The 20,517-nt window shown below is 40.4% G+C and carries 15 protein-coding genes, 2 tRNA genes and 2 rRNA genes; 3 read left to right on the top strand and 16 right to left on the bottom strand.

The window, feature by feature from the left end; translation table 11 throughout:
• Positions 1 to 455: 455 nt before the first annotated feature.
• The 4 genes from AC6BKE_RS03085 to AC6BKE_RS03070 all read right to left on the bottom strand — a co-directional run bounded on the left by AC6BKE_RS03085 (position 456) and on the right by AC6BKE_RS03070 (position 4,296).
• Positions 456 to 1,760, bottom strand: a complete 1,305-nt coding sequence (locus AC6BKE_RS03085) for a transglutaminase domain-containing protein (protein WP_338652233.1) — start codon at positions 1,758 to 1,760, stop codon at positions 456 to 458.
• Positions 1,761 to 1,850: 90 nt separating this feature from the next.
• On the bottom strand, positions 1,851 to 2,987 hold the full coding sequence (locus AC6BKE_RS03080; RefSeq protein WP_499855798.1) for a transglutaminase domain-containing protein: 1,137 nt from the start codon (positions 2,985 to 2,987) through the stop codon (positions 1,851 to 1,853).
• Positions 2,988 to 3,242: 255 nt separating this feature from the next.
• Complete coding sequence (locus tag AC6BKE_RS03075) at positions 3,243 to 3,503, bottom strand: metal-sensitive transcriptional regulator (RefSeq protein ID WP_036125888.1); 261 nt, start codon at positions 3,501 to 3,503, stop codon at positions 3,243 to 3,245.
• An 85-nt stretch (positions 3,504 to 3,588) separates the two neighbouring features.
• Entirely contained in the window at positions 3,589 to 4,296 is a 708-nt protein-coding gene (locus AC6BKE_RS03070) for a glycosyltransferase family 2 protein (protein ID WP_058843778.1), read from the bottom strand.
• A gap of 239 nt (positions 4,297 to 4,535) precedes the next feature.
• Here AC6BKE_RS03070 and AC6BKE_RS03065 point away from each other — a divergent pair, with 239 nt between their 5' ends.
• Entirely contained in the window at positions 4,536 to 6,452 is a 1,917-nt protein-coding gene (locus AC6BKE_RS03065; RefSeq protein ID WP_271912050.1) for an SEL1-like repeat protein, read from the top strand.
• A gap of 176 nt (positions 6,453 to 6,628) precedes the next feature.
• Here AC6BKE_RS03065 and AC6BKE_RS03060 read toward each other — a convergent pair whose 3' ends face one another.
• The 6 genes from AC6BKE_RS03060 to AC6BKE_RS03035 form a co-directional block, all read right to left on the bottom strand.
• Positions 6,629 to 7,033, bottom strand: coding sequence for a hypothetical protein (locus AC6BKE_RS03060; protein ID WP_036126609.1), 405 nt, complete (start codon positions 7,031 to 7,033; stop codon positions 6,629 to 6,631).
• A gap of 73 nt (positions 7,034 to 7,106) precedes the next feature.
• Positions 7,107 to 8,480, bottom strand: coding sequence for a HAMP domain-containing sensor histidine kinase (locus tag AC6BKE_RS03055; RefSeq protein ID WP_036126608.1), 1,374 nt, complete (start codon positions 8,478 to 8,480; stop codon positions 7,107 to 7,109).
• Positions 8,477 to 9,148: a response regulator transcription factor gene (locus AC6BKE_RS03050; protein ID WP_089933926.1), complete on the bottom strand. Its 672-nt coding sequence runs from the start codon at positions 9,146 to 9,148 to the stop codon at positions 8,477 to 8,479. Before AC6BKE_RS03050 ends, AC6BKE_RS03055 begins: the two co-directional genes overlap by 4 nt.
• A 73-nt stretch (positions 9,149 to 9,221) precedes the next feature.
• Positions 9,222 to 10,319, bottom strand: a complete 1,098-nt coding sequence (locus AC6BKE_RS03045; protein WP_499855796.1) for a DUF1648 domain-containing protein — start codon at positions 10,317 to 10,319, stop codon at positions 9,222 to 9,224.
• A gap of 4 nt (positions 10,320 to 10,323) precedes the next feature.
• Complete coding sequence (locus AC6BKE_RS03040) at positions 10,324 to 10,719, bottom strand: GntR family transcriptional regulator (RefSeq protein ID WP_036126599.1); 396 nt, start codon at positions 10,717 to 10,719, stop codon at positions 10,324 to 10,326.
• A 73-nt stretch (positions 10,720 to 10,792) separates the two neighbouring features.
• Positions 10,793 to 11,686 carry a LysR family transcriptional regulator gene (locus AC6BKE_RS03035; protein WP_499855927.1) on the bottom strand — a complete coding sequence of 298 codons (894 nt, stop codon included), beginning with the start codon at positions 11,684 to 11,686 and terminating at the stop codon, positions 10,793 to 10,795.
• Between the two features lie 129 nt (positions 11,687 to 11,815).
• On the opposite strand from AC6BKE_RS03035, the gene AC6BKE_RS03030 reads away from it, so the two are divergent.
• Entirely contained in the window at positions 11,816 to 12,481 is a 666-nt protein-coding gene (locus AC6BKE_RS03030) for an O-methyltransferase (RefSeq protein ID WP_499855794.1), read from the top strand.
• Between the two features lie 240 nt (positions 12,482 to 12,721).
• On the opposite strand, the gene aceB is transcribed toward AC6BKE_RS03030, so the two are convergent.
• Positions 12,722 to 14,320 (bottom strand): malate synthase A, encoded by a 1,599-nt coding sequence (aceB, locus tag AC6BKE_RS03025; protein WP_271912042.1) that lies wholly within the window; start codon positions 14,318 to 14,320, stop codon positions 12,722 to 12,724.
• Between the two features lie 112 nt (positions 14,321 to 14,432).
• The gene (gene aceA / locus AC6BKE_RS03020; protein ID WP_036122155.1) at positions 14,433 to 15,716 is read right to left on the bottom strand and encodes an isocitrate lyase; all 1,284 of its coding nucleotides are present in this window, start codon (positions 15,714 to 15,716) and stop codon (positions 14,433 to 14,435) included.
• A gap of 214 nt (positions 15,717 to 15,930) precedes the next feature.
• On the opposite strand from aceA, the gene AC6BKE_RS03015 reads away from it, so the two are divergent.
• Entirely contained in the window at positions 15,931 to 16,602 is a 672-nt protein-coding gene (locus AC6BKE_RS03015; protein WP_499855792.1) for a LytTR family DNA-binding domain-containing protein, read from the top strand.
• 238 nt (positions 16,603 to 16,840) lie between these two features.
• On the opposite strand, the gene rrf is transcribed toward AC6BKE_RS03015, so the two are convergent.
• The 4 genes from rrf to AC6BKE_RS02995 form a co-directional block, all read right to left on the bottom strand.
• A 5S ribosomal RNA gene (gene rrf / locus AC6BKE_RS03010) occupies positions 16,841 to 16,956 on the bottom strand.
• A gap of 187 nt (positions 16,957 to 17,143) precedes the next feature.
• A 23S ribosomal RNA gene (locus tag AC6BKE_RS03005) occupies positions 17,144 to 20,071 on the bottom strand.
• Between the two features lie 215 nt (positions 20,072 to 20,286).
• Positions 20,287 to 20,362 (bottom strand) — tRNA-Ala (locus AC6BKE_RS03000).
• 12 nt (positions 20,363 to 20,374) lie between these two features.
• Positions 20,375 to 20,451 (bottom strand) — tRNA-Ile (locus AC6BKE_RS02995).
• Positions 20,452 to 20,517 lie beyond the last annotated feature (66 nt).

Below are 20,517 nucleotides of genomic sequence, written 5' to 3'. Positions count from 1 at the left end.
GCCCTTTTCATAGTGTAAAAAAACAAAACCATCTATTTTGTGAAAGCTGAAGATGGATTTCCGTTGCAGGCTACTTGCTTTCCCGTGGGCTAGCGCCGAGCCGCTTCGTGTTTAGAGGCTCGCCAGTCTCGCGGGAATCGAGTAGCCTTCCGCTCCACCTCACAAAAGATTATCTTTTTAGAAAAAATTCCTAAGTAAAGTGAAGGTGTTCACTACTTATTTATAGAGAGGTGTGTAACTAATCACTTCTCCACATTGAAAATAAGAGCCTATCCTTTCTCTAATTATACAAATATTTTGATCGCTACGGCTAGTATAAAAGAGAAGGAAAAGACACCTTTGCCACATGGATTTAGTGAACTGCCCCCTGGAAAGGACGCTGGCGGAACGGAAATTACCCCCTCGCCTTTCAAAATGGCTGTTTGTGCCGTTGACATCACCTTTTTTATGTTAAATTAGAGAGCCATTCTCTTCAATTCATTCGTTGTGAAATAGAGGAAGCCATCCTTCACAAATATATCCTTTGTATCTTCCCTATTTAGTACCTGTTCTCCACTACCGTCTGGACGAATTTTTGTTAAATACGCCCCCCGAGAGTAATTACTAAAGTATAGCCACCCATCCGAGTAAACGATGTATTGTGCACGAGTATTTGTGACACGCTTTATTTTACCTGTCTTTATATCAAGCACATACAACTTATTGTCATCAGAGATATTACTAAAATATAATTGATCGCCAGCCTGTGCTGGGAAGTCTATATCATGATAATAACTATACATTGTGCTTGTTGCCTTTGGATAATCCTCAGCAATCCACGTGTGATCTTTCGCCATTGTACGATCATCTACTAAAAAGTATTGGTAACGAATGGCACCTTTGCGATCTGGTACTGGATCATTCCATGTCGTATCAAGGTGATACCACTGTCCATCCAGCTTGACCAAATTCCACGCATGTCCCTCTTGACCGACATAGCCCACGATATATTTTGTTTCAATTCCCAGTTTTTGAAGCATCGAGTGAGCTAGTAAAGCATAGCCCTGACATACTCCCCCATGCTCCGCAAGTACGGTATAGGCACTATGTGGACTAGAATTTGTTTGATCTGTATAGGCAGTATTAGCGACAATATAGTCATTGACTGCTCGTACCTTTTCTACTTCTGTCATAGAGTCTTTACTGATTTTGCTGATGATTTCTTGGACATTCATCTCGACAAAAGCAGCCTGTTCTGGCGTCATTAAATAGCTCTGCTCTCCAAAAATAGTTGCCTTATTTCGCCCATATTCATAACGAATTGAATGCTTACTAACATGACCATAAACATAATCATCTCGTTCAATAGCATTGTTGTAGGCCTCTTCCACAATTTGTTCAATTCGTTGTGTATTACCTTTATATTGAATTTCAAACTTCGGTGAAAAACTACTATAATATGCATACATGGCATCAGCCATCTCTTTGGCATTTGTCACGACTAGCTTCGTTTCTGGTTTCTGAATTGGCGGCGCTTTAGGTGCTACCTCCGCTTCATGTATATCTTCTATAGGTATGGCTGTTTCTATGGAGGCATCGTCTGAAAGTCTAGCAGTAACATCTACGATTTTCTCCTTTGTTGAAAGAAGCATTGTTTCTATTTCGTCATTATTTGTCCAATCCAGCACCTGCTGAACGACTGCCTTACCAGCCATATAAATGGGATCAATAAAAATAATAATAATGGCAATAATAGCTAATTTCTTCCACAAATTCCTCACCTCCAACCGTCTTCTTTTCATTATATACAAAAAAAGCACAAAGAACTCACTTAAGGGTCCAATTGTGCTTGTTAATATTTGTTTGTTGACTTAATTAATTTTAAGTTTATATTCTTTAGTATTCATAGTATACAGCAAATCATTGTCATTGATCTTTAAATTCGTTACTGGCTGCTTAACTAGCACTTCAGCTTTTAATGTTTTCAAATTCAGCTTTGTCAAATACCCACCGTTACTGTAATCACTATAGTATAGATAATCATTAGTTCCAGTAATATACAATGCACGTTTATCTAATACTTTTGTCTTTTTCCCACTAGTCATATCCAGCTTATACAGTTTATCGTTATCTGCCGTATTGCTAAAATAAACAGCATTATTTAACTGATACGCAAAATGAACATTGTGCATATAACTGTATTTTGTGCTTGTAGCAGTAGGATAATCGGCTTTAACCCAAGTGTGATCTTTGTTAAGCTGACTGTCCGTCACTAAAAAATAGTCATATGAAGCAGCACCAACACGATTTGGCAAAGGATCATTCCATGTTGTATCTAAATGATACCATTTTCCATCTACCTTTACTAAATTCCAAGCATGTGCCTCGTTCCCATTCACAAAACCTATAACATATTTTGTCTCTATCCCAGATTGCTCTAACAAGGCTTGTGCAGCTAATGCATAACCTTGACACACAGCTTGTCCTTCAAAAAATAAAGCATAGGCACTATGTGGGCTTGCCTTTGTTTTTGTTCCATACATCGTATTCGATACAATATAATCGTTAATAGCCTTTACTTTTTGGAACTCTGTCATAGAAGGTTTGATAATATTTTTCAGTATTTGATTAATCTTTTTTTGTACAGCTACTTCTTGTGTTTGATTCGTCAGGTACTTCACTTTATACGTTACATTTCCGAGAGAATCAGCTGAAACCGTCATACTTTCTAAATGTCCACTTGCATAAACAGCTTGTTGTTTAGCCTTTTCAAACGCATCCATCATTTCTTTTTTGAAATCACCCATAGGGCCTGTATACGTAAATTTTATTTCCGTCTCGAAATTTTGCATTTGCTTAGCAAGCTCTTTTGTCAATTGATCCCAAGTAACTACTGTTGAGTCAGCTACCACAGGATAAATTGGGGAAGTAATTTCTGTTTGTTTTGCATAGGCAGCAGTTGGGCTTAACATCAATAAAGTTGCTCCACATAACAACCATTTTTTCATCACTAATCACCTTCCCTTTGAATCTTTTGTTACTATTTAGCATAACAAAGAAAGTACCTACTAAGCTATCATACAAGTTCACTAACTAAGACTTTCATCTAAAAATATATCAACACTTACATGATATAAAATACCTAAGAACTAAATATAATTCTCGAATATAACTATTTTTTTGCAAAAAAATAAAACTCACCCCATTTATAGTGAGTTTTATTTGGATTCAGCTACTATTTTTTGTTCCGAAAATCGAGGTAATTATCTACTTTTCACAACCAAATTAACGGCTTCCTGAATGGCTTCATTCATTTTTTCGTCATCACCTTCAGCATTTTGGACACATTCTAATAAGTTTGTACTGACAATAACACCAACTGTACGATCTACAGCAGAGCGTACAGCCGATAGCTGTGTAATGACTGCCTTACAGTCCTTACCTTCCTCCATCATCTTCAAAATACCACGTAGCTGGCCTTCCATCCGTTTCACACGATTTTTCACTTGATCTGAATATTCCATAAACATTGCTCCTTCTTTCTATACTCGCTACGTCCTCATGAGTAATCGTTATTCTTTATCCTAGCTCATTATTTCAAATTTAAACCTAGCCATTCCTTGGTTTTAAATAATTCATCAGCATTCTTGTGATTATAGTGCTTGCATTGGTTATTTCATCGTACTGGATAATTGTATTTTTCTTTAAACGTAATTGCCCAATCTCTACCTCAAAAATTGGACACTTTCTTTTCAGTGCCGCAACTAGCATATTTGTATCATAATCATAGCGTTCGCCTTTCACCTTCATCAGCCAAGGCAACTCATTTATCGATATATATCGCAAACCCGTTTGTGTATCCATTAATTTTCGATGATACAGTAACTCAAAAAATAGGCTTGTTGCACGATTTCCCCAATAAGAAAGAAATGAACTATCGGCAGAATGGAAATTACGTACCCCTAGCACAATACCTTCTGAAAACACCTTTGTCATCGTTAAGACAAGCTTAACATCTTGCAGTGCATGCTGCCCATGTGCCCCCACTGTAAGGACACCATGACACTTTCCTTTTTGCTCTCGGATAAATGCAAAGGCTGTCTTCAATGCACCACCTTTTCCAATATTGCGATCATGCTGCAATACTTGACAACGATCAATTTTATTTAGATCTTCAAAAATATCTTTATATCTTTGATCACTCCCATCATTGACAATAACAATTTGTGTAATGGTCGTTGCTAATAATTGATGTACATAGGTAATGAGTGATTGTTGTGGATTATATGCTGGAATAATAGCTGCAATATTTTTCATTTCGATCCCCCACCTATAGGCTGACGGGCTCTCCGTAGCTACGAATTTCCCTTATATCAAATAGTATCATGTCACAGCAACAATTCAACTGATGAATCCCATTAAAACTTATCAATAATATAGATTTTTCTCCGATATATGTACAAAGAGATTTAGAAGAGGGGCTTTCAACTGGCTCGAAGAAAATTAGACGCAATGATGCCGAGGCATCATTGATGAAAGAGGTGAGGGTGATTGTTATGCATTACGAAATTCTTGAAGAACAATGTCAGAAATTAACGCAGCTGTCCTTCACAAAATTAGCAAAAAACCTACAGGATGCAAGTTTGCTCGCTATTTCAAACCCAGCTACATCTTTACAAAAATCTCTTTTTGTATTGGAAGAAATTCTTTATGAGATTTATCGGCTGGAAATGCATACTGAACCTAAAACGAAAAATATCCGTACACTATTAAATAATCGAAGTTTTGTAGCGCAAATTCACCCTCGTCGGATTTATTTATTAATGAATTTAGTTCATAAAATGACAAGTCATAATAGTAACGACATTGTGGAAGCCAAAGCGGCAAAAATTGTTTTGGATTATCTTAGCGATATTGTGGAATGGTTTATGAAACGCTATGATCGTAGTTTCAAGTCAGCAAGTCTAACTCCTCACACTACAGAGCTTCCAACCATATTGGATAAGAACATACTCCAGCACAATCAATCGCCAGAGGCTTATACACATGCAGCCAAATGGTTTGAAAGGGCAGCGCAAAACGGTGATGCCAGTGCACAATATAATTTAGGAACTCTTTACAATCACGGGCGAGGGGTGAAAAGGGACTATAAACTTGCGAAAGTATGGTATGAACGAGCTGCCGCACAAAATGACGCAAATGCCCACTATAGTCTAGGCGTACTCTTTCATTTAGGGCATGGGGTTGGACAAGATTATAAGGAAGCCGCGCACCATTATCAAATTGCGGCAGATCTCGGAAATGCAGATGCGCAATATAATTTAGGTGTCCTTTATAATCAAGGTCTAGGCCTTTCGCAAAACTTTCATGAAGCGGCTAAATGGTATACTTTAGCAGCCAACCAAGGCAATACAAGTGCTCAAAACAATTTAGGCTTCCTTTATCATAATGGCACAGGTGTCGAGCAAAGCTACGCAGAGGCCATCGCTTATTTCGAAATGGCTGCCTTAGCGGGCGATGCCAGTGCACAGTATAATCTCGGCTATATGTACCTTAAAGGTCGTGGTATTGTTCAAAACCTTGAAGAAGCGGCGAGATGGTTTCATATGGCTGCTTTACAAGACCATGTGAACGCAGAGTTTCAATTGGCTATGCTCTACAATACGGGACAAGGAATGACGAAGGATCATCTAGAAGCCTTAAAATGGTTCAAGCTAGCAGCATATAAAGGACATTTAAATGCACAGTACTGTCTCGGCTTACTGTATGAAAAAGAACAGGATCTTGTTTCAGCAGAAAAATGGCTTCTACGAGCAGCTGACAATGGGCATATTAGCGCCGGCTTCGAGCTAGGTCGGCTTTATGTCTATCAGCAAAAACAGCCTGCTAAAGCTATGTCATACTTTAAAGTTGCTGCTAACAAAGGCTATGCTGATGCTCAGTATGAACTTGGTCTATTACTGACATCAGGGGTTGATGTACCTATAAACTATACAGAGGCTGTAAAATGGTGGCGAGCCGCAACGGATCAGTCACATATTCAAGCGGAGTATCAATTAGGCTTACTGTATGAGCAGGGATTAGGGGTTGCTATGGATCTTGAAGAAGCTCGCAGATGTTATCGACTAGCTGCTATTCAGGGCCATGCAGGTGCTCAATATCAACTTGGTAATTTATTTGATAAAGGGAAAGGTGTTAAACAGGATTACACGGAGGCAGCTAAATGGATTGAACAAGCAACGTCACAAGGGCATATAAAGGCACAATATCAACTAGCTCAAATGCACATTCATGGACAGGGTGTACCGAAAGATTTTGCAAAGGCTGCCCAGCTTTATCGATTGGCTGCTAATCAAGGACATCAAAAGGCTCAATTTCAGCTTGGTATGCTCTACAAAAAAGGGCATGGGGTTGCACAAGATTATCAAGAGGCTGAAAAATGGCTGAAAAAATCGCTTGAAAATATTAAATAGACAGTTTAAAACCTACCGTATCATGAATTGTGATACGGTAGGTTTTTCTCTTGTTTCGGCATTCATCTCCTTTTTCTATAGTGGGAGATGAATATTTTTTCTCAACAGATTTTTACAGGCAAAATCGAAAAATTTTGGATACATTGTTTATCTGCGCGCTAGAAATGCGTAATGGATTAACTTTTTATATAGTCTTGTTGATGAATCATGAATGTTACTATAATAAATAAGGCAAAGCTGATTAATAGCGTAGTTCCACCTACAATAAAGAAGATTAATGTAAATGTACTACCAAAATTAAATGGATTTATATTGTAAAACCACATGCCAACTGTTAAACCCAAAACACCAAGAATAGCTGTCCAACCGTGAACGGCTACTAATTTTTGTGATTTCACTTTGAAGGCTCGATAAAAAATGCCCCATGCAAACATACTTAGCCAGCCGACAAGTAAAATATGTGCATGGATTGGTCTATATTCATAACTACCTGATCCTGACATATGTGAACCTAAATACGTACCGATGAAAGCAAAAATAGCCGCTAATCGAATAAGACGTATACTCCACTTCTGTTCCATACGAAAACTCCCCCTAAGCTTGTTTCAACTAAGTAGCAGTTTAACGTGTGAACATGAACTTTACATGAACTCCTTATGACAAGACTGGTAAATGAATATAAACCTTTGTACCGACATGCATCGTACTTTCCATCTGAATAGTACCTCCGTGTAGCTCTACAATCTGTTTGACAATTGCTAGTCCTAGACCTGTTCCTTGCTTTGTCCTGGAAGCATCTGCGCGATAAAAGCGGTCATATACTTTGGCTAATTGATCTGTCGTCATCCCCATCCCATTGTCCTCCACAAGGATTTCAAGTGAAGTAGATTTTTTCTGTAATTGTAGATGTATTTGTCCACCCTCTACATTATATTTAATAGCATTCGTCAGCAAATTATCCCACACATTTTGTAAAAGTCCTGCATCACCAGCATAACTAATTGGCTCTAGCTTGTAGGCTATTTGAAGCTGTGCCTCTTCTATTTGCCAGCGATATTTTCGCACAGTCTCCCTCAATTGTTCGTCTAATCGGTACGGCTCTCGTTTTACGATTCTTGTCGATTGGTCGAGAGATGTTAGTAATAATAATTGCTTGGTTAATGTAGATAAGCGCTTTGTTTCCAACTCGATGATCGCTGCATACTCCTGTCTTTCCTGCTCAGTCAGCAGCGGATTTTTCAGGAGGTCAACATAGCCTTGAATATTTAACAAAGGCGACTGAAAATCATGCGATACATTACTAATAAATTCCTTTCGTATACGATCATTTTCTTGTAATTTCTCGGTCATCCTATTAAAGCTTACAGCTAATTGACCAATTTCATCTGCACTATCAATATCTAACACCGTATCAAACTTTTCATGCGCAAGCTGTTGAGTTGCCGCCGTTAGCTTTGTAATCGGACGAATTAATGCTTTAGCAAACAATAGCATTGCTAGTAAACTCAGTACTGTCATAACCAACATTAACCCTGCAAGTATCGTATGCACTTCCGAAAATAATAAGCGAATATCAGGTCTTATAAATAATGCATATGGCTTGTTTTCATACGTAAATGGCACACCAACTGTATTAATCAATTCATTAGCGAAAAATCCTGTCACAAAGGTTTCTTTAGGGAAGTCTCGCATACCATGATAGGTTTCTCCTTGTAAAACGCGGTCAACAACAGATGCTGACAATGTTTTATCACGATAGTCTCCACCAAAAAAATACCCTTCCTCGCCTGATGTTACATATATTTGATAGCCAATTTCACCCAGTGTCTTCAAATAATTATTTAAATCCTCTGGCTTCGCTGTTTCAATATAATGAACGATATCCTTTGCTATGTTTACGTTTTTTGCATCATTCTTTTCTTTTACCACTTGATGATAATACGTATTCGTTGCTAAAAAACCAATACATAGGCTACCAATCATCACTAGCATCGTCGTCACAACAAATTTACTGTATAAAGTTTTCATGTTGTCTCCTCTAGCTTATAGCCAACACCTCTTACAGTTGTGATTTCAACAGCCGTGTCATAGCGATTTAATCTTTCGCGAATTCGCTTCACATGAGTATTCAACGTCTGTTCGTCTCCTTCATAGTCATAGCCCCATACTTGCTCCATAATATAGCTTCGCGTAAATACTTGGTGAGGGCGTGATGCCAATAAAGCAAGTAGTTCAAATTCCTTTAAAGGTAATATAAGTGTATCCTCTCCTATGACAACTTCAAAGCTTCGACGATCAATCACTAATTTGCCTACTTGGAAAGTTACTTGATTTTTCTTATCCAATCTCCGTAAAATAGCTGCTATACGAAACAATAATTCCTTTGGCTCAAAAGGCTTTACAACATAATCATCTGATCCTGCTAAAAAGCCACGCTCTTTATCCTCAAGCTCGCCTTTCGCTGTTAATAATAAAACAGGAATGTCATAATCTTGCGTTAAAGTCTCGGTTAATGTAAAACCATCCATCCCCGGCATCATCACATCGACAACAGCTAAATCAGGCAGATTCCCTTCTAGTAAGGCTAATGCCTGCTGTGCATTTTCTGCACATAGTACCTGATAGCCTTCCCTTGTGAGATAAATAGTAACTAGCTGTAAAATATGAGCATCGTCATCGACAACAAGAATTTGCATCTGCCTACCTCCAATCAATAAGAAAAAAACTCGCTCATATGGAACGAATTTTTCATCACAAATTACTATTATTTTATAACGAGAATATGGAAATCAACAGTAATAAAAGAAAAGGCAAACCAATAACAATATAACCTCTTGGATTTGCAAGGTTCATGGTCCAACCTACTCCAAAACGTTTCTCTACAAAAACGGAAGGGTCCTGTCGATTCATATAAATTAAGCCGCCTTTCCAATAACGATCTTCATCTACATCCATTACCTGTGAATCAACATTATCTTCATAACGCACTCTATGTTTACGCTTTTTCAAAATATAAATAAATAGTGAACCTAACACAACAGCTAGAAATAAAATAAATACTGGTAATAGCTTATAGCCAACAATCATGGAAGGATAAATATTGCTTAGTTGTAAAACCGTTAATAGAATGGTTAAGGCATAGCTCATCAGCAATATTTGCCAACTCATGTATTTTCGAGTCTTTAGCTGATCTTCCAACGATTCAGCTTTGCGGTTTACAGCTAATTTAATAGCAGAACGTTTAATAGAATCGGTAATTCCCCACATCATACATTGCATCATTAGCATAACAAGCGGCAGCGAAATAGCCGTAAAATAAGTCTTGTTTCTCCAAGCATCTGCTTCTCCACTTGGTCCCCAATGTACAGCTATATCATTTGGCATTAGGTCGTAATGGAGCAATGTGTAAATGATTAAAAACACCGCTATCCCTATAGGCACAGCAAAAAATGTCCAAGGAATCATTGCATCACGGCTTCGAGCAGTTAAATCAACCGCTCGTACTTGTTTAATATTTACGCCCCACTGCTCCTGCCTTTTCAACGTTGATACCTTGTGATGATTTATCCAGTACAGCACCATACTTACGGTAAGCATACTAAACAAACAGCTTAGTAAAACGATACTTTGAGTGGATTCAGAAGAAGCTAGACGATTGTAGCACATCAACATAATGATTAGAAATACTATGCCTGAGCCTCCTACCAATTGAACATACTGTTTTTTCAGCTTAGCTAATGCGAGATGCTTAATATGCTGATCAGGTACAGTAACCCCAAAAACAATAGTCTCCCTTACAATATAAGGAACCATCATTTGCATAGCTAATGTCATGATGTAGATTGTTGTAAAAACACCCAGTAGCATCTTGCTACACTCCCTCTGCTGGAATTTGCAAATCAGCGAATACCTTTTTCATCATGTGCTCAATTTGTTCTACTGTTGCGCCGAGCACCATTCCTTCTGCTACAACAGGCTTTAAATTCTTTTCGATTTGTCGTAGCTGCTCAGGTGACAAAGCTCTCTCCTCAGTTGAACTAATAATAGCTCCTGATTTCGGTCGAATAACAATAATTCCTTTCGCTTCTAATTCATGATAGCTCTTATTAACAGTATGCATATTCACACCTAAATCAGCAGCTAACCCTCGCACAGATGGTAGGGTATCGCCTGGTTTCATTTCGCCTCTTGCAATACCTTCAATAATTTGACGTGTCACCTGCTCATAGATCGGTACGTCTGATTGTGGCTCTATTTGAATAAACATGTTTATCAGCTCCAAATTTGTTATATAACTAGTATAACAAATTTACTGCAATAATGCATGAGATACAAGCTTATTAAATTGGGGAATTTCTAATTGTTTCAATAAATTTTTGCACAAGCATATTTTGTTTCTCGTTATTTCTCGTACAAATAGCGATTTTATGTTTAATAGCATGTATATCCTTTACATAAACCCTTGCCAATTGGCCACTCTCTACATACTCTCGAACTGCAAGGGCAGAAATAAAGTTTGCACCATAGCCTGCCATGACCGAGCGAATTGTTTCATTGATGCCATTAAATTGGAGGGCAATTTTCGGTGGTTTCACTTGGTATGTTTGACATAACGAAAACAGATGCTCTCTCATCGAGCTCCCTTCTTCCCTCATAATAAAAGGCTCCTGAAACATTTCAACCAATGTAATGGATTGATGTGCAAAGCGATGATTTGGAGACACAACAAACCATAACTCATCCTCATATAATTCATCCCACTCGATTTCTTTCGGCCTTTCAGACATTCCTCCACCATATATCGCAATATCCGCCTTATAGTTTATTAGTTGTTCAAAAGCGTCCTTCGTATTGGTTGTTGTAATCATTAAATCCACCTGTTCATTTGCAGCCTTGAAAGTAGCTGCCCATTTTGGAATTAAAAAATTGGCAGGCAGATAGGTAGCCACAATATGTAAATTCCCTGCTTTCGCCAAACGGTAATTTTCGATAAATGTTTCAATATGCTGTTCAAGAGCAATAAAATTTTGAGCTTTCTCTGCTAGAGCTTCACCAACTTCTGTTAGTACTACACCACGCCCTTGTTGCTTAAATAATTGGACTCCTAGTTCATGTTCAAATCGCTTCATTTGACTTGAAACGGCAGGTTGGCTAATACACAAGATCTCTGCAGCTTTAGTGAAGCTACCTGTAGTAGCAACCTGATAAAATAATTTTAAGCTATGACTGTTGATGATTTCACCCCTATTCATAATATAAAGTTATGTATAAATAATAATAATATATTTTTATTATGATTTATTCTATCATACACTTTATTGGCAAGCTTGCACTTTAAAATATAGGGAAATGAGGACTGTATCATGACAGAGTTAAATGTTTGGAAAAATGTAGATGACTATTTTATGGATAAGCTTCTACCAGAAAACGAACACCTTGATGCTGTACTACAGGCTAATAAAGAAGCAGGTATTCCAGAGATAGATGTATCCCCTACTCAAGGGAAACTATTATATTTACTAGCTAAAATAAAAGGAGCAGCAACTATTTTAGAAATTGGCACACTTGGTGGCTATAGCAGTATTTGCTTAGCGCAGGCTCTTCCTAAAGAAGGGAAAGTAGTGACTTTAGAAATTAATGAAGAGTTTGCCTTAGTTGCTCAGCAAAATATAGAGAGGTCTGGCTATAAGGAACAGGTTGAGATCATTTTAGGAAACGCCTTAGATTCATTACCAAACTTGAAAAAAGCAGGCCATTTATTTGACTTTATTTTTATTGATGCCGATAAGCCTAATAACCCCGCTTACTTGAAGTGGGCGTTAAAACTAGCTCATCCAGGCGCCATCATCATCGCGGATAATGTAGTTCGTAATGGTGCGGTAACTGATGAAATTAGTGAAGATGAACGTGTCAGAGGCGTACAGCAATTTATAGATTTACTAAAAGAGGAACCTAGAATTGAAGCAACAGCTATACAAACAGTTGGTGTGAAGGGGTATGACGGCTTCGTACTAGCCATTGTAAACTAAGACGGAAAAAAATCCGCGTAAACTGCTGCAGCAGCTACGCGGATTTATTTCAAAAAAGATGCCCTACAGCTCCCCATCTAAGCTAATAAGACATCTTTTCCCCCTTAAAACCTCTTAACTTTTATTTAGACCCCTTTTAATTCGATCATGCTTATCTCTTTCATTTAACGGGGGAACAGACCCCGTCACGTTATGTTAGTAGAATTAGGAAAGTTGAATATGTTAATAGTAGATTTTATCTTATGCTAATTTTTCATACCCTGGAAGTGTCAAGAATTCCGCGAACTCATCTTGCTCAATTAAAGATTTAAACAGTTCAGCAGCTTCTTCATAGCGACCACTGTTATAGGCTTGTTCCCCAACAGCCTCTTTAATTTTCACAAGCTCTTCTTCCAATATCTCTAAGACAAACGCTAACGTAATGCCACGTCCATCATCTAAAATACCTTTAGGATGACGAATCCATTGCCATACTTGTGTTCGAGAGATTTCTGCTGTTGCAGCATCCTCCATCAAGTTATTTATAGGTGCAGCACCGTTACCACGAAGCCATGAAGCAATATACTGTACACCAACACTGCAGTTAATACGAAGACCTTCAAGCGTAATTGTCCCTTCTGGTACAGCTACTAAATCTTCTGCCTTTACATGTACATCTTCGCGTTTTTTATGAATTTGGTTAGGAGTTGTCATAATAGCATCAAATTGCTCCATTGCAGTTGCCACCATACCTGGATGTGCTACCCAAGTACCATCATGTCCCTCTGTTGCCTCACGACGTTTATCTTCTGCAACCTTTGCAAATGCCACCGCATTCGCCTCATCATCATTTTTAACAGGAATTTGTGCAGCCATACCGCCCATTGCTGGTGCATTTCGCTTATGACATGTCTGTATACATAAAGACGTATAAGCCTTCATGAAAGGTACAGTCATCGTTACTTGGCCACGATCTGGTAAAATAACGTCAGCTTGATTGCGAAGACGTTTAATATAACTGAAAATATAATCCCAACGGCCACAATTCAGACCAGCTGAATGTTCACGTAGCTCATATAAAATTTCATCCATCTCAAACGCTGCTAAAATCGTTTCAATCAAAACAGTAGCTTTTATAGTCCCTTGTGGGATGCCAATATAATCTTGGGCAAACACAAAGATATCATTCCATAGACGAGCCTCTAAATGACTTTCAAGCTTCGGTAAATAGAAGTATGGCCCAGTACCTTGTGCTAGTGCATTTTTCGCATTATGGAATAGATATAACCCAAAATCAAAGAAACTCCCTGAGATCGGCTCTCCATCAACAAGCACATGCTTCTCAAGCAGATGTAAGCCTCGCGGTCGAACTAACAGCACTGCTGTTTCAGTATTTAATGTATACGTTTTACCATTGGAGGCTTGCGTAAACTCAATCGTCTTATTAATAGCATCACGCATATTAATTTGACCACCAATCATATTTTCCCACGTTGGAGAGGATGCATCCTCAAAGCAAGCCATAAACATTTTTGCACCAGAGTTTAAAGCATTAATCACCATTTTTCGATCAACAGGACCTGTAATCTCGACACGGCGATCTTGCAAGTCCTTTGGAAGTGGTGCAATTGTCCAATCACCTTCACGAATACCTTTAGTCTCTGGTAAGAAATCCAGTTTCTCTCCTGTATCAAGACGATTTTGTCTTTCCTGGCGAGCGTTCAACAGCTCCTTACGACGAGCATCAAAATTTTTATGCAAGGCAAGAACAAACTCAAGAGCTTCAGGTGTTAAAACTTCCTTCGTTTGCTCGTTTTGTTCTCCAACAATTTTAAGCTTACCTGTCGTTGCCTGTTCCATTAGTTGTTTACCCACCTTTGCTATTTTAGTTTCGTCATCCTCCGCCTTAGGAGGAGCGGAGGAGACTACTCTATGATTATGAATTTAGGAAAACACGTAATTCAATCAAGACTTATACAAACTGTTCAGTTTCAGTTGAACCTGCCATTGCCGTTGTAGAAGAAGTACCTCCAGAGATAACTTGAGAAATTTCATCAAAGTATCCAGTACCTACCTCACGTTGGTGGCGTGTAGCTGTATAGCCTTTTGATTCTGAAGCAAACTCAGCTTGTTGCAGCTTAGAATATGCAGCCATACCATTATCTTTATAATCGTGTGCAAGCTCAAACATAGAGTGGTTTAGTGCATGGAAACCTGCTAATGTTACAAACTGGAATTTATAACCTAGCTTACCAAGCTCACGTTGATACTCTGCAATTTCCTCTTCTGAAAGGTTTGCTTTCCAGTTGAATGATGGTGAACAGTTGTATGCAAGCATTTTACCAGGGAACTCTGCATGAATGGCCTCAGCAAATTCACGAGCTTCTTCTAGTGATGGTTTAGAAGTTTCACACCAAATTAAGTCTGCATATGGTGCGTAAGCTAAACCACGAGCAATTGCTTGTTTAATACCTGCTTTTGTACGGAAGAAACCTTCAGGTGTACGTTCACCAGTTATGAACTCCGCATCACGTGGATCAATATCTGAAGTAACCATATCCGCAGCATCGGCATCTGTACGCGCAATTAAAATTGTATCTACGCCCATAACGTCTGTTGCTAAACGAGCAGCCACTAAGTTACGAACAGCGTTTTGCGTTGGCAGTAAAACTTTACCGCCTAGATGTCCACATTTCTTTTCTGAAGCTAATTGATCTTCTAAGTGCACACCAGCTGCACCAGCTTCAATCATGCCTTTTACAAGCTCAAATACGTTTAGAGGACCACCAAAACCTGCTTCAGCATCTGCTACGATTGGTGCAAACCAGTCAAATTGATCGACACGTCCTTCAGCATGATCAATTTGATCGGCACGTTGAAGTGCTTGGTTGATTCTTTTTACTACTGCTGGTACAGAGTTAGCAGGATATAACGATTGGTCAGGATACATTTGACCAGAAAGATTTGCATCCGCAGCCACTTGCCAGCCTGATAGATAGATAGCCTTTAATCCAGCCTTTACTTGTTGTACCGCCTGATTACCTGTTAATGCCCCCAATGCATTAATAAATGGTTCTTCACGTAACGAATTCCAAAGTCGAGTAGCACCTTTTTGCGCCAATGTTTGTTCAATTATCACAGTGCCCTGTAATTTAACAACCTCTTCAGCTGAATATGTGCGTTCAATACCAGCCCAGCGTGGGTTTTCAGCCCATTGTTTTTCTAAAGCTTCGATTCTTTCTTGACGAGTTGACATATTGAAATTCCACCTTCCCCTTTGTGTACAATATACTCTGTTAAAAAACTTTTAATTAACTGTTCCATAACAGGTTTATTTGTTGTAAATTAATATATAACAGAGTGTTTGAATTTTCATTATTTTTGGATAAAAGACCATTTTTTCGGGATGAAACTACTTTTTTGAGCGATAAAATTTGGAAGACTGTTTACAAACAAGGGGGATATTCACAATGAACAATGAGTTAAAATTTTTTGAAAATGATATTTCACAACAGTATATTTTAATGTTGCAGGACTGGGTTCCTGCGAATTCATCCATTGCAATTGCTGTTGAACATTCTTATATTTATTTTCACCCAGGTCATCAAGATATTCAGTTAAAGATAGGTCAACAAGTAATGCCTGGGAGTATTGCAGAGCAAGTGTTACGCACTCACAAAAAAACAGATGCCATATTAGATAATTCTTTATTCAATACGCCCTATTATGGCATTGGCTATCCCATATCCATTCAAGATAAGCCAGCTGCATTAGTTGTTATCTTACCATCCACATTCACTATGAAAAAAGCAGAGCCATTCCAATTTTTAACGGGGAAACAAGAGGAGGAGTGGAATCCAGTAGCAATAAGTAAAATATCTCATATAGAAAGTCTGCAGAAAAAAACTTGGTTTTATGTAGATAAAGAACAGTTTAAAACGGGGATTACACTAAAAGAGCTGCAATTAAGGTTGCCATCATACTTTATTCGTATTCATAGATCCTATATTGTAAATATACATTTCATAAAAAAAATAGCCCGAGATTTAACATCAAATTTTATTATTACATTAACCGATGGAAGTGAATTGCCAGTAAGTCAATCCTATATCAATAATCTTCGAAGTGCTCTTGAATTTTAAGTGCGAAGACTGTCTTTTCAATTATTTTTGTACCGAAAGCAAAGAATCACTCCTCTATAGGGGATAACCATTGCTTATTTTGTTGCTATTTTTAGCAGATGTTCACATGTGATGAATCAAGCTAAATCATCTAGCGGATGTCACAGATTTTGAAGAGGAATTTTTCTAATGAGCTCGAAAAATCTAACTAGAAGAACCAAAAAAGACCAGAGAAATTATTCTCTGGTCTTTCACAATTGCCTAGCGACGTCCTACTCTCACAGGGGGAATCCCCCAACTACCATCGGCGCTAAAGAGCTTAACTTCCGTGTTCGGTATGGGAACGGGTGTGACCTCTTTGCCATCATCACTAGACTATGGTCGGCTTTCAATATACATCGCATTTCTTCGTCAGCTTCTGTCGTTCAGTCAGTTACGTACTTGAGTACGCTCCTTCCCTCTCTCCATTGCTTCCTCGAACTACTCGTATCTTGAAACCCTTCATAAAGGAAATTATTCTTTCAAAACTGGATAAACGGTTCATTGAATGGTTCAAACATTTTTGGTTAAGTCCTCGATCGATTAGTATTCGTCAGCTCCATGTGTCACCACACTTCCACCTCGAACCTATCTACCTCATCGTCTTTGAGGGATCTTACTTACTTGCGTAATGGGAAATCTCATCTTGAGGGGGGCTTCATGCTTAGATGCTTTCAGCACTTATCCCGTCCACACATAGCTACCCAGCGATGCCTTTGGCAAGACAACTGGTACACCAGCGGTGTGTCCATCCCGGTCCTCTCGTACTAAGGACAGCTCCTCTCAAATTTCCTACGCCCACGACGGATAGGGACCGAACTGTCTCACGACGTTCTGAACCCAGCTCGCGTACCGCTTTAATGGGCGAACAGCCCAACCCTTGGGACCGACTACAGCCCCAGGATGCGATGAGCCGACATCGAGGTGCCAAACCTCCCCGTCGATGTGGACTCTTGGGGGAGATAAGCCTGTTATCCCCGGGGTAGCTTTTATCCGTTGAGCGATGGCCCTTCCATGCGGAACCACCGGATCACTAAGCCCGTCTTTCGACCCTGCTCGACTTGTAGGTCTCGCAGTCAAGCTCCCTTGTGCCTTTACACTCTACGAATGATTTCCAACCATTCTGAGGGAACCTTTGGGCGCCTCCGTTACCTTTTAGGAGGCGACCGCCCCAGTCAAACTGTCCGCCTGACACTGTCTCCTGCCCCGCTAAGGGGCATGGGTTAGAATTTCAATACAACCAGGGTAGTATCCCACCGACGCCTCCTTCGAAGCTGGCGCTCCGAGATCTCTGGCTCCTACCTATCCTGTACAAGTTGTACCAAAATTCAATATCAGGCTACAGTAAAGCTCCACGGGGTCTTTCCGTCCTGTCGCGGGTAACCTGCATCTTCACAGGTACTATAATTTCACCGAGTCTCTCGTTGAGACAGTGCCCAGATCGTTACGCCTTTCGTGCGGGTCGGAACTTACCCGACAAGGAATTTCGCTACCTTAGGACCGTTATAGTTACGGCCGCCGTTTACTGGGGCTTCAATTCGCAGCTTCGCTTGCGCTAACCACTCCTCTTAACCTTCCAGCACCGGGCAGGCGTCAGCCCCTATACGTCACCTTACGGTTTTGCAGAGACCTGTGTTTTTGCTAAACAGTCGCCTGGGCCTATTCACTGCGGCTCTCATGCGCTTGCACGCTCAAGAGCACCCCTTCTCCCGAAGTTACGGGGTCATTTTGCCGAGTTCCTTAACGAGAGTTCTCTCGCACACCTTAGGATTCTCTCCTCGACTACCTGTGTCGGTTTGCGGTACGGGCACCTCTCACCTCGATAGAGGCTTTTCTTGGCAGTGTGAAATCAGGAACTTCGTCCATACGGACTCGCCATCACAGCTCAACGTTACAGTGTGCGGATTTGCCTACACACACGCCTTACTGCTTGGACGCGCATAACCAACAGCGCGCTTACCCTATCCTACTGCGTCCCCCCATTTCTCAAACGGTGAGGAGGTGGTACAGGAATATCAACCTGTTGTCCATCGCCTACGCCTATCGGCCTCGGCTTAGGTCCCGACTAACCCTGAGCGGACGAGCCTTCCTCAGGAAACCTTAGTCATACGGTGGACGGGATTCTCACCCGTCTTTCGCTACTCATACCGGCATTCTCACTTCTAAGCGCTCCACCAGTCCTTCCGGTCTGACTTCAACGCACTTAGAACGCTCTCCTACCACTGACATCGTAGATGTCAATCCACAGCTTCGGTGAATCGTTTAGCCCCGATACATTTTCGGCGCAGCGTCACTCGACCAGTGAGCTATTACGCACTCTTTAAATGATGGCTGCTTCTAAGCCAACATCCTGGTTGTCTGTGCAACGCCACATCCTTTTCCACTTAACGATTACTTTGGGACCTTAGCTGGTGGTCTGGGCTGTTTCCCTTTTGACTACGGATCTTATCACTCGCAGTCTGACTCCCGTGTATAAATATCTGGCATTCGGAGTTTGTCTGAATTCGGTAAACCGGGATGGCCCCCTAGTCCAAACAGTGCTCTACCTCCAGTATTCTCATCACGAGGCTAGCCCTAAAGCTATTTCGGAGAGAACCAGCTATCTCCAAGTTCGATTGGAATTTCTCCGCTACCCACACCTCATCCCCGCACTTTTCAACGTGCGTGGGTTCGGGCCTCCAGTAAGTGTTACCTTACCTTCACCCTGGACATGGGTAGATCACCTGGTTTCGGGTCTACGACCACGTACTATTTCGCCCTATTCAGACTCGCTTTCGCTGCGGCTCCGCCTTCTAAAGCTTAACCTCGCACGTAATCGTAACTCGCCGGTTCATTCTACAAAAGGCACGCTATCACCCATTAACGGGCTCTAACTACTTGTAGGCACACGGTTTCAGGATCTCTTTCACTCCCCTTCCGGGGTGCTTTTCACCTTTCCCTCACGGTACTGGTTCACTATCGGTCACTAGGTAGTATTTAGCCTTGGGAGATGGTCCTCCCGGATTCCGACGGAATTTCACGTGTTCCGCCGTACTCAGGATCCACTCAGGAGAGAACGAACTTTCGACTACAGGGCTTTTACCTGCTCTGGCGGACCTTTCCAAGTCGCTTCATCTAACTCGCTCTTTTGTAACTCCGTATTGAGTGTCCTACAACCCCAAGAGGCAAGCCTCTTGGTTTGGGCTCTTCCCGTTTCGCTCGCCGCTACTCAGGGAATCGATTTTTCTTTCTCTTCCTCCAGGTACTTAGATGTTTCAGTTCCCTGGGTCTGCCTTCAAGACGCTATGTATTCACGTCAAGATACTACGCGATTAAACGTAGTGGGTTCCCCCATTCGGAAATCTCCGGATCAAAGCTCACTTACAGCTCCCCGAAGCATATCGGTGTTAGTGCCGTCCTTCTTCGGCTCCTAGTGCCAAGGCATTCGCCGTGCGCCCTTAATAACTTAACCTAACGGCTTTCAATACATATTACATTTCGTTGTCAGCGTCACTCGTTCAATCAATCACGTACTAAAAGTACGCTCCTTCATTCACTCGATTGCTTCCTAGAACTGCTCATGTCTTGAAACCTTCTAATGTTATTAAGCCTATAAAAAAACTTAAAAAATAAATGTGTTTGTTACAATTTCAATGTCGTTTTATCCAGTTTTCAAAGAACAAAGATTGGTGGAGCCTAGCGGGATCGAACCGCTGACCTCCTGCGTGCAAGGCAGGCGCTCTCCCAGCTGAGCTAAGGCCCCAAGAGGTATATATGGTGGGCCTAAATGGACTCGAACCATCGACCTCACGCTTATCAGGCGTGCGCTCTAACCAGCTGAGCTATAGGCCCTCTTGGAAGTTTTATATTATTTAATAAACCTTCAAAACTGAACGCAAAACGTAATCTTACAAACCC

This window comes from Lysinibacillus sp. COL-1 (genome assembly GCF_059814265.1).
The sequence above is the reverse complement of the archived record's forward strand: the minus strand, read 5'-3'. Positions and strand labels throughout refer to the sequence as shown.

Bases quoted from the DNA above. Each gene is read 5' to 3' on its own strand.
- AC6BKE_RS03055 (WP_036126608.1), bottom strand. From the start codon at position 8,480: ATGAAAACTTTATACAGTAAATTTGTTGTGACGACGATGCTAGTGATG.
- aceA (WP_036122155.1), bottom strand. From the start codon at position 15,716: ATGTCAACTCGTCAAGAAAGAATCGAAGCTTTAGAAAAACAATGGGCT.
- AC6BKE_RS03070 (WP_058843778.1), bottom strand. From the start codon at position 4,296: ATGAAAAATATTGCAGCTATTATTCCAGCATATAATCCACAACAATCA.
- AC6BKE_RS03030 (WP_499855794.1), top strand. From the start codon at position 11,816: ATGACAGAGTTAAATGTTTGGAAAAATGTAGATGACTATTTTATGGAT.
- AC6BKE_RS03040 (WP_036126599.1), bottom strand. From the start codon at position 10,719: ATGTTTATTCAAATAGAGCCACAATCAGACGTACCGATCTATGAGCAG.
- AC6BKE_RS03065 (WP_271912050.1), top strand. From the start codon at position 4,536: ATGCATTACGAAATTCTTGAAGAACAATGTCAGAAATTAACGCAGCTG.
- AC6BKE_RS03060 (WP_036126609.1), bottom strand. From the start codon at position 7,033: ATGGAACAGAAGTGGAGTATACGTCTTATTCGATTAGCGGCTATTTTT.
- AC6BKE_RS03015 (WP_499855792.1), top strand. From the start codon at position 15,931: ATGAACAATGAGTTAAAATTTTTTGAAAATGATATTTCACAACAGTAT.
- AC6BKE_RS03080 (WP_499855798.1), bottom strand. From the start codon at position 2,987: ATGAAAAAATGGTTGTTATGTGGAGCAACTTTATTGATGTTAAGCCCA.
- AC6BKE_RS03050 (WP_089933926.1), bottom strand. From the start codon at position 9,148: ATGCAAATTCTTGTTGTCGATGACGATGCTCATATTTTACAGCTAGTT.
- AC6BKE_RS03045 (WP_499855796.1), bottom strand. From the start codon at position 10,319: ATGCTACTGGGTGTTTTTACAACAATCTACATCATGACATTAGCTATG.
- AC6BKE_RS03075 (WP_036125888.1), bottom strand. From the start codon at position 3,503: ATGGAATATTCAGATCAAGTGAAAAATCGTGTGAAACGGATGGAAGGC.
- aceB (WP_271912042.1), bottom strand. From the start codon at position 14,320: ATGGAACAGGCAACGACAGGTAAGCTTAAAATTGTTGGAGAACAAAAC.